This window comes from Methylobacterium sp. WL18 (assembly GCF_008040015.1).
Lineage (GTDB): Bacteria > Pseudomonadota > Alphaproteobacteria > Rhizobiales > Beijerinckiaceae > Methylobacterium > Methylobacterium mesophilicum.
This window is the reverse complement of the sequence record NZ_VRVD01000173.1, coordinates 1-8451: the sequence shown is the minus strand read 5'-3', so window position 1 is coordinate 8451 and position 8451 is coordinate 1. Positions and strand designations below refer to the sequence as shown.

The 8451-nt window shown below is 69.8% G+C and carries 8 protein-coding genes; 7 read left to right on the top strand and 1 reads right to left on the bottom strand.

What is annotated here, in order from left to right:
* On the top strand, nt 1-409 hold a 409-nt coding region (locus FV228_RS14160), incomplete at its 5' end, for an AIR synthase-related protein (protein WP_246693904.1).
* On the opposite strand, the gene FV228_RS14155 is transcribed toward FV228_RS14160, so the two are convergent.
* On the bottom strand, nt 329-730 hold the full coding sequence (locus tag FV228_RS14155; RefSeq protein ID WP_147855211.1) for a hypothetical protein: 402 nt from the start codon (nt 728-730) through the stop codon (nt 329-331). The two genes, FV228_RS14160 and FV228_RS14155, sit on opposite strands and share 81 nt — an antisense overlap.
* A gap of 502 nt (nt 731-1232) precedes the next feature.
* Between FV228_RS14155 and FV228_RS14150 the strand changes: the two genes are divergently transcribed.
* From FV228_RS14150 to FV228_RS14125, 6 genes are all read left to right on the top strand, one after another.
* Complete coding sequence (locus FV228_RS14150; protein ID WP_147855210.1) at nt 1233-3377, top strand: sodium-translocating pyrophosphatase; 2145 nt, start codon at nt 1233-1235, stop codon at nt 3375-3377.
* Nucleotides 3378-3692: 315 nt separating this feature from the next.
* Nucleotides 3693-4061, top strand: coding sequence for a hypothetical protein (locus tag FV228_RS14145; RefSeq protein ID WP_147855209.1), 369 nt, complete (start codon nt 3693-3695; stop codon nt 4059-4061).
* The gene (locus tag FV228_RS14140) at nt 4021-4665 is read left to right on the top strand and encodes a DUF6036 family nucleotidyltransferase (protein WP_147855208.1); all 645 of its coding nucleotides are present in this window, start codon (nt 4021-4023) and stop codon (nt 4663-4665) included. The genes FV228_RS14145 and FV228_RS14140 overlap by 41 nt, the downstream gene beginning before the upstream one ends.
* A 136-nt stretch (nt 4666-4801) precedes the next feature.
* Nucleotides 4802-5893, top strand: coding sequence for an alkene reductase (locus tag FV228_RS14135; protein ID WP_147855207.1), 1092 nt, complete (start codon nt 4802-4804; stop codon nt 5891-5893).
* A gap of 181 nt (nt 5894-6074) precedes the next feature.
* Nucleotides 6075-7988 carry a PAS domain S-box protein gene (locus FV228_RS14130; protein WP_147855206.1) on the top strand — a complete coding sequence of 638 codons (1914 nt, stop codon included), beginning with the start codon at nt 6075-6077 and terminating at the stop codon, nt 7986-7988.
* 1 nt (nt 7989) lies between these two features.
* On the top strand, nt 7990-8451 hold a 462-nt coding region (locus tag FV228_RS14125; protein ID WP_147855205.1), incomplete at its 3' end, for an HAD hydrolase-like protein.

The window sequence follows — 8451 nt, the reverse complement described above, 5'->3', positions numbered from 1 at the left end:
CCGGTACCTGCATCCGCGCCCGCGCATCGCCCTGGCAAACGCGATCCGCCGCCACGCCTCGGCCGCGATGGACGTGTCGGACGGGCTCGCCGGCGACCTCGCCAAGATGCTGGGCGCCGGCCGCAGCGCCCGGATCGCGGTGGGATCCGTGCCGCTGTCGGAGGCCGCGGCCCGGGCCTGCGCGGCGGATCCGGACCTGATCGACCCGGTCCTAACCGGCGGCGACGATTACGAAATTCTCTGCACCGCAGCTCCCGAGAAGCTCGACGCGCTCCGGGCCGAGGCGACGGAAGCCGGGGTCCCGCTCACCGCCATCGGGACCGTCACCTCAGGCGACGGCCCGCCCCGCTTCGAAATGGGCGATGGCGCTGCGCGCGTGTTCGCGGCTGGGTCGTTCAGCCACTTCTGAGGCGGGGCCCGGGCTGGTCCGGCCCAGCACGATGTGGGTCACCCCCTCGGGCTGGCGCCCGATCTGGCGGCGGACCTCGTCCATCATCCCGGCCGCCACGATCGGCATCCACAGGGCCAGGTCGCCGCTCGTCAGCGCGGCGCGGCCGGTGAGCGCCTCCTCCGGGCGGGGCGGCGTCGAGAAGGCGCGCTGCAGGATGTGCAGGAGGTCGCCCTGGACCGCCTCGGGCTGGGCCGAGACCCGCTCGGCGATCAAGAAGTGCACGGCCCCGGTCAACACCTCGATCGTCGCCGCCAGCTTGGCGACCTGGTCGCTGCTCATGTCCAGCCCCATCCGTTATACAACCGGAAGTAGAGATCCGTATGGTTAACCGTGGGTTAAGGGCCCGCCTTAGCTGCGAAGAATTCGGCGGTCGGGCGGCGCGGAGGCGGTCGGATCGGTCCAGACTTCGACGAACCGACACCGCGGACGCCGCTTCGCTGCGAAGAGCCTTCGCGGTCTGGGTCCGTATCCTGGAATGGCGCAGTGCAGCATCGACATGATGCAGTGCCCATGCCGGGAAACGCGGCGTTTGCGCTCACCGGCGAAGTTTGGCAACTAGACTCCGCCCGATCACGCCATGCTCGGGCCGATTCTTATCCTTTGCTGAGACGGCTCACTGTCGCCGAACCGGTCTCCACTTCGGCGGTGGACGCGCTAAGACTTACCGACTGGGAAGGAATGCCCTGATTCGCGCACACGTCCCATGGTCGTCCTGCGATGGCCAAGCGCGACACCGATCACAAGCCCCCGCCAGGCACGATAAGAACAAGGACGGTAGAGCATGATCCCCTTGGCTTTGATCATCGTGGGCGGGCTCTGTGCCGTCGCCTACGGCATCGTCACGATCCTCGACGTGATGCGGCGGGACGCCGGCACCCAGCGCATGCAGGAGATCGCCGCCGCCATCGCGGAGGGCGCGCAGGCCTACCTGAAGCGGCAATACCTCACCATCGGCGTGGTCGGATTGGTGCTGTTCGTGCTGCTGGCGGTGTTCCTCGGGATCAAGGTGGCGGTGGGCTTCCTGATCGGCGCGGTCCTGTCGGGGGCGGCGGGCTTCATCGGCATGAACGTCTCGGTGCGGGCCAACGTCCGCACCGCCCAGGCCTCCTCGGCCTCGCTGGGGGCAGGCCTCGACATGGCGTTCAAGTCCGGCGCGGTGACCGGCATGCTGGTCGCCGGCCTCGCGCTCCTGGGGGTGGCCCTCTACTACCTCTACCTCACCCGCGGCGCCGGGCTCGACCCGTCGAGCCGCGAGGTGATCGACGCGCTGGTGGCGCTCGGCTTCGGCGCCTCGCTGATCTCGATCTTCGCCCGGCTCGGCGGCGGCATCTTCACCAAGGGCGCCGACGTCGGCGGCGACCTCGTCGGCAAGGTCGAGGCCGGGATCCCGGAGGACGACCCCCGCAACCCGGCCACCATCGCCGACAACGTCGGCGACAACGTCGGCGACTGCGCCGGCATGGCGGCCGACCTGTTCGAGACCTACGCGGTGACCATCGTGGCCACCATGGTGCTGGCCGCGATCTTCTTCTCCGGCCCCACCGGCAGCGGCCGGGCGGTGCTCGAGCCGATGATGCTCTATCCGCTGGCCATCGGGGCGGCCTGCATCGTCACCTCGATCGCCGGCACCTACGCGGTGCGGCTGTCCGCCAACCAGTCGATCATGGGGGCCCTGTACAAGGGCCTGATCACCGCGGGCGTGCTCTCCGTGGTGGCGATCGCGATCGTCAACCTGGCCCTGCTGGGCGGCTTCTCGACCGCCTTCACCACCTCGACCGGGGTGACCTTCACGTCGGGCGGCCTGTTCGGCTGCGCGGTGATCGGACTCGCCATCACGGCGCTGATCGTGGTGATCACCGAATACTACACCGGCACCAACTTCCGCCCGGTGAAGTCGATCGCCGACGCCTCGGTCACCGGCCACGGCACCAACGTGATCCAGGGCCTGGCGATCTCGCTCGAATCCACCGCGCTGCCGGCCCTCGTGATCGTGGCCGGCATCATCAGCACCCACGCGCTGGCCGGCCTGTTCGGCATCGCCATCGCGGTCACCGCGATGCTGGCGCTGGCCGGCTTCATCGTGGCGCTCGATGCGTTCGGGCCGGTCACCGACAATGCCGGCGGCATCGCCGAGATGGCCGGCCTGCCGCCGGACGTGCGCAAGTCCACGGACGCGCTCGACGCCGTCGGCAACACCACCAAGGCGGTGACCAAGGGCTACGCGATCGGCTCGGCCGGCCTCGGCGCCCTGGTTCTGTTTGCCGCCTACACGTCCGACCTGAACTACTTCATCGCAAATGCCAGCCCGACGCAGTACCGGTTCTTCCAGGGTGTCAGCGTCGATTTCTCCCTGTCCAACCCGTACGTGGTGGTCGGGCTGCTGCTCGGCGGCCTGGTCCCGTTCCTGTTCGCCGGCATCGCCATGACGGCGGTCGGCCGGGCGGCGGCCGCGGTGGTCGAGGAGGTCCGGCGCCAGTTCCGGGAGAAGCCCGGGATCATGCAGGGCACCGACCGGCCGGATTACGGCCGGGCGGTCGACATGCTGACCCGGGCGGCGATCAAGGAGATGATCGTCCCGTCGCTGCTGCCGGTGCTCTCGCCGATCGTGATCTTCTTCGTGATCCAGGCGATCGCGGGCAAGAGCCAGGCCTTCGCCACGGTGGGCGCGAGCCTGCTCGGCGTGATCCTCACCGGCCTGTACGTGGCGATCTCGATGACCTCGGGCGGCGGCGCCTGGGACAACGCCAAGAAGTACATCGAGGACGGCCACCACGGCGGCAAGGGCTCCGACGCCCACAAGGCCGCGGTGACCGGCGACACGGTCGGCGACCCCTACAAGGACACGGCCGGCCCCGCGGTGAACCCGGCGATCAAGATCACCAACATCATCGCCCTGCTGCTGCTGGCGGTGCTGGCGCATTATTGAGGGGCGGGTCCGGCGCGGGTCCGCGCCGGACTCGGCGCTCAGCGCGCCACCCGTGAAGGTCGCGTGTCCCTGGGTTGCCTCGCTGCGCTCGCAATGACGGTGGGGCAGCGATAATGCCTCAGCGCCCATCCCAAACCCTTGCCCCATCCTGAGCCGCCCGCTGCGCGTGCGCATTTCAGGATGAGGGTGGGGACGGGAGACCCTCGGCAAGTCGTTCCCGGCGAGTCCCGAGGCAGCTTGACCTCGATCGGCATTGTGATTTTCTAAGGTGGGACTTCGCCGTGAGGCGTACGGACAAGCTTCGGAGTGAGGCTCATGACCGATGGAGAACGCTTCGTCGGCGCGTTGCCGAAAAAGGTCGATTTCCACGATTCCAGTAAGCGCCGGTCCTACGAGCGGACATGTCGTTTCGCCGTGCGACTCGTCGACGAGCCAGGTCTGTTGGCCCAGGGGCTGGATTATCTGGAACGGCACGTCCGAACCGACCCACAGCAATCCCAATACTATACCCTATGGGCCGATCTCCTCCGCAGAGATGTCCGGCAGTTAGTCCGCCACCTCTTGGAGGATACGGCCGAGGGCGATCTCCTGCGCGACACCCAGCCGGTCTTCGTGGTGCTCCCGCCCGAGGAGATGCGGACGCATGGGCGCAAAATCCGGGAGGGAAGCCAAGAGCGAAGCTGACGGCATGATGCGGCGCGACCGACTCGATCATTGTCTCCGCGCCGCCGAGGGTGTGACAGGCAACCGTCGATTCGTGCTCGTCGGTTCCGCGGTTGTCCTCGTCCGCTGCCGGAATATTCCGGGCGACATGTTGCTGACGCCCGAAGCGGACCTCTACGTGCCCGGCGTACCGGATTCGGAAGATCTCTCGGACGCCCTCGAAGCCAGTATCGGCCAAGGCTCCAGTTTCCATCGGCAATTCGGCTACTATTGCGATGGCGTTTCGCCGGGAACGGCTGTGATGCCGACCGATTGGGAAGCCCGTACGGTCCTCTACGAGAGTGCCGGCTGCCCCGGGGTTACGGCGGTTGTCCCAGATCCTGATGACTTGGCCTTGTCCGAGGTCGTGGCATGGCGCGACAAGGACAAGGCGTGGCTGAAATCGGGAGTCCGAGCGAAACTCTTCTCGCTCGACACGATGACGGCGCGACTTGTGCGCATGCCCGATCGTGCTCCCGCGAAGGATGAGATGATGCGGCGGCTGATCTGGCTCGCCGCCGCATGCGCATCGAGCCCGACACATCCCGACTCACCACACCCCCAAATCCAAAGAAAACCGGGATGATTCCACCCCCCTGGGACGTGCGCTCGCGCACGGACCGAGCCCCCATGCTGCGCTGCACCCTGGCATCACCGCGCCGCGACGCCACCTCGGCGTTTGAGTTTCGGACGCGGCGTCGCCGCACCAGCACGAGGTATCCATGCCGTCCCTGCACGACCCGATCCGCATCGGCGCCATCGAGGCGAAGAACCGGATCTTCATGGCCCCGCTCACCCGCGGCCGCGCCACCCGCGAGCACGTGCCGACCCCGATCATGGCCGAGTATTACGCCCAGCGCGCCGGCGCCGGGCTGATCCTCACGGAGGCCACCGGCATCTCTCAAGAAGGGCTGGGCTGGCCGTTCGCGCCGGGGATCTGGTCCGACGCGCAGGTCGATGCCTGGCGGCCGATCGTGAAGGCCGTGCACGACCGGGGCGGCAAGATCGTCTGCCAGATCTGGCATATGGGCCGGCTGGTCCACCCGGACTTCCTCGGCGGCGAGAAGCCGGTCTCGGCCTCGCCCATCGTAGCCCCGGACCAGGCGCACACCTATTCCGGAAAGAAGCCCTATGCCGAGCCGCGCGCGCTGGAGGTCTCCGAGATCCCGCGACTGCTCGCCGACTACGAGCGCGCCACCGCCAACGCCCTGGCGGCCGGCTTCGACGGGGTGCAGATCCACGCCGCGAACGGGTACCTGATCGACGAGTTCCTGCGCGACGGCAGCAACCACCGCACCGACCCGTACGGCGGCGCGATCGAGAACCGCGTGCGGCTGCTGCGCGAGGTGACCGATGCGGTGGCCGGCGTCGCCGGGCCGGAGCGCACCGGAGTGCGCCTGTCGCCCAACGGCGCGATCCAGGGCACCAACGATTCGAACCCGGAGCCCCTGTTCGTGGCCGCCGCCCAGGCGCTCGCCGACAGCGGCATCGCCTTCCTGGAGATGCGCGAGCCCGGCCCGGACGGCACCTTCGGCAAGGCCGACCACCCGCCGATCGCCCCGGCGATGCGCAAGGTGTTCCGCAACCCGATGATCCTCAACGCCGATTACGACGGGGTCAGCGGCCAGAAGGTGCTGGATGCGGGCGAGGCCGACGCGATCGCGTTCGGCCGGACCTTCATCGCCAACCCGGACCTGGTCGAGCGCATCGCCAAGGGCGCCCCGCTCGCCAAGGACGAGGCCGCGACCTGGTACAGCCAGGGGCCGCAGGGCTACACCGACTACCCGACGCTCGGCGAAGCCCGCGCCGCCTGATCGGCTTCAACGCGGTGCCGAGGCCTGCGCGACGGGCCCCGGCACTGACGGGCCCCGGCACTGTGGAAATCGCATGCGGAATGGGCGGCCGCCCGACAGCCCGTCACGGCGGCCGTGAAAACCTTAATCACCGGCCACGCCTATGCATCCGCCCGTCGCGCGCCTATGTGAGCGCGAGACCATGGATGTGCCGCCCCCCAATCCGCGCGCGGATCTCGAACCGACCGACCGGCGCTGGAGCAGAGCGGACCGGCTGGCGGAACTGCACGACCTCGCCATCCTCGATACCGAGCCGGAGCCGCTCTACGACGACCTCGTCCGCATCGCCGCCCATGTCTGCCGGGCGCCGGTGGCCCTGGTCAGCCTGGTCGACGCCGAGCGGCAATGGTTCAAGTCGGAATTCGGCCTCGGCCAGCGCGAACTGCCGATCGACTGCTCGGTCTGCGCCCACACGATCGAGGCCGGCGACTGCCTGATCATCCCGGATCTCGCCGACGACCCGCGCACCATCGACAACCCGCTGGTAACCGGCGGGCCGGGCTTCCGCTTCTACGCGGGGGCGGTGATCCGGGGCGCGCAGGGCATCCCGCTCGGGGCGCTCTGCGTCCTCGACCGGACGCCCCGGCCCGAGGGGCTCGACGCCGACCAGGCCGCGACGCTCACCGCCCTGGCGCGCCAGATCTCGACCTTGCTCGAGAACCGCCGGACCCACGCCCAGGTCGCCGCCCGGGAGGCCGAGATCGCCGCCAGCGAGCGTCGCTTCCGGGTGATGACGTCGGCGATGCCCCAGATGGTCTGGACCACCCTGCCGGACGGGTTCCACGACTACTACAACGACCGCTGGTACGAATTCACCGGCATGCCGTACGGCTCCACCGACGGCGAGGGCTGGAACGACGTGTTCCATCCGGACGACCAGGAGCGGGCCTGGACCCGCTGGCGCCATTCCCTCGAGACCGGCGAGCCCTACGAGATCGAGTACCGCCTGCGCCACCGCGACGGCGCCTACCGGTGGACGCTGGGCCGGGCCATGCCGATCCGCGACGCGGAGGGGCGGATCGAGCGCTGGTTCGGGACCTGCACCGACATCGACGACCTGAAGCAGGCCGAGGCCGAGGCGCGCAAGCTCGCCGCCATCGTGGAGACCTCCAAGGACTTCATCGGCCTCTTCACCCTGGACGGCGCCGTCACCCATCTCAACGAGGCCGCCGTGGCGCTGGTCGGGCTGCCCGACCTCGCCGCCGCCCGCCGGCACCGGATGGAGGATTTCTTCGGCGACGACAGCCGCCGGGTGCTGGCCGGGACGGTGATGCCGGCGGTTCGCCGGACCGGATACTGGGAGGGCGAACTGGCCTTCCGGCATTTCGGCACGGGCGAGCCGGTGGCGGTGCTCTACAACATCTTCCCGGTGCGCGACCCGACCGGGGCCGAGATCGGCTACGCCACCGTGACCCGGGACCTGCGCGAGGCCAAGCGCGCCGAGGAGGCCCGCGACCTGCTGATCCGCGAGCTGTCCCACCGGATCAAGAACATCTTCGCGGTGGTGGGCGGCCTGGCGGCGCTCACCGCCCGGAGCGACCCGGCGGCCAAGCCGTTCGCGGCGGCCTTCCGGGAGCGGCTCGGCGCGCTCGCCCGGGCCCACGAATACGTCCGGCCCCATTCCCCCGACAGCGCCCCCGAAGTCGAGGGCCAGACCGTGCTCGGGCTGATGCGCCTGATCATGGCCGCCTACGAGGAGGACGGCCGGGCGCGGGTCGCGATCTCCGGGGACGATGCCGAGATCGGCGAGCGCACCGCCACCGCGCTCGCGCTGATCATGCACGAGCAGGCCACCAACGCGATGAAGTATGGCGGGCTCTCCACCAAGGCGGGCGGCGTCACGCTGAGCGGCCTGCGCGACGGCGCCCGCTACACCCTGACCTGGGCCGAGTCCGGCGGCCCTCCGGTGACGCAAAAGCCCTCCCGGAAGGGGTTCGGCACCGTGCTGGCCGAGCGCAGCGTCGCGGGCCAGCTCGACGGCGTGCTGGAGCACGATTGGGCGCCGGGCGGGCTGCTGATGCGGCTCAGCATGCCGCTGGCCAACCTCCGGCACTGAGATGGCGCGCAGCCCCGGCGGGGCCGGGCCCGCGCTCGTGGTGCTCGATTTCGACGGCACCCTCGCGGACAGCTTCGGCTGGTTCTGCTCGGTCCTGAACGGCGTCGCCGACCGCTACCGGTTCCGCCGGGTCGAGGCCCACGAGGTCGAGGCGCTGCGGCTGCAGGGCGCGCGGGCGATCGTGGCCCATCTCGGCATCCCGCGCTGGAAGCTGCCCTTCATCGCCCGGCACATGCACGCGCTGGCCGCCCGCGACGCCGGTGCGATCGCGCTGTTTCCCGAGGTGCCGGCGATGCTGGCCGACCTCGCGGCGGCGGGGGTGCCCCTGGCGATCCTGTCGTCGAACCGCGCCGACACCGTCCGCCGGGTGCTCGGCCCCGAGAACGCGGCCCGGATCGACGCCTATGCCTGCGGCGCCTCGCTGTTCGGCAAGGCCCGGCGGCTGCGGGCGCTGCTGGCCCAC

What these genes read in the sequence shown, in the direction of transcription:
- FV228_RS14155 (WP_147855211.1), bottom strand. Translation starts at nt 730, where the DNA reads ATGAGCAGCGACCAGGTCGCCAAGCTGGCGGCGACGATCGAGGTGTTG.
- FV228_RS14150 (WP_147855210.1), top strand. Translation starts at nt 1,233, where the DNA reads ATGATCCCCTTGGCTTTGATCATCGTGGGCGGGCTCTGTGCCGTCGCC.
- FV228_RS14145 (WP_147855209.1), top strand. Translation starts at nt 3,693, where the DNA reads ATGACCGATGGAGAACGCTTCGTCGGCGCGTTGCCGAAAAAGGTCGAT.
- FV228_RS14140 (WP_147855208.1), top strand. Translation starts at nt 4,021, where the DNA reads ATGGGCGCAAAATCCGGGAGGGAAGCCAAGAGCGAAGCTGACGGCATG.
- FV228_RS14135 (WP_147855207.1), top strand. Translation starts at nt 4,802, where the DNA reads ATGCCGTCCCTGCACGACCCGATCCGCATCGGCGCCATCGAGGCGAAG.
- FV228_RS14130 (WP_147855206.1), top strand. Translation starts at nt 6,075, where the DNA reads ATGGATGTGCCGCCCCCCAATCCGCGCGCGGATCTCGAACCGACCGAC.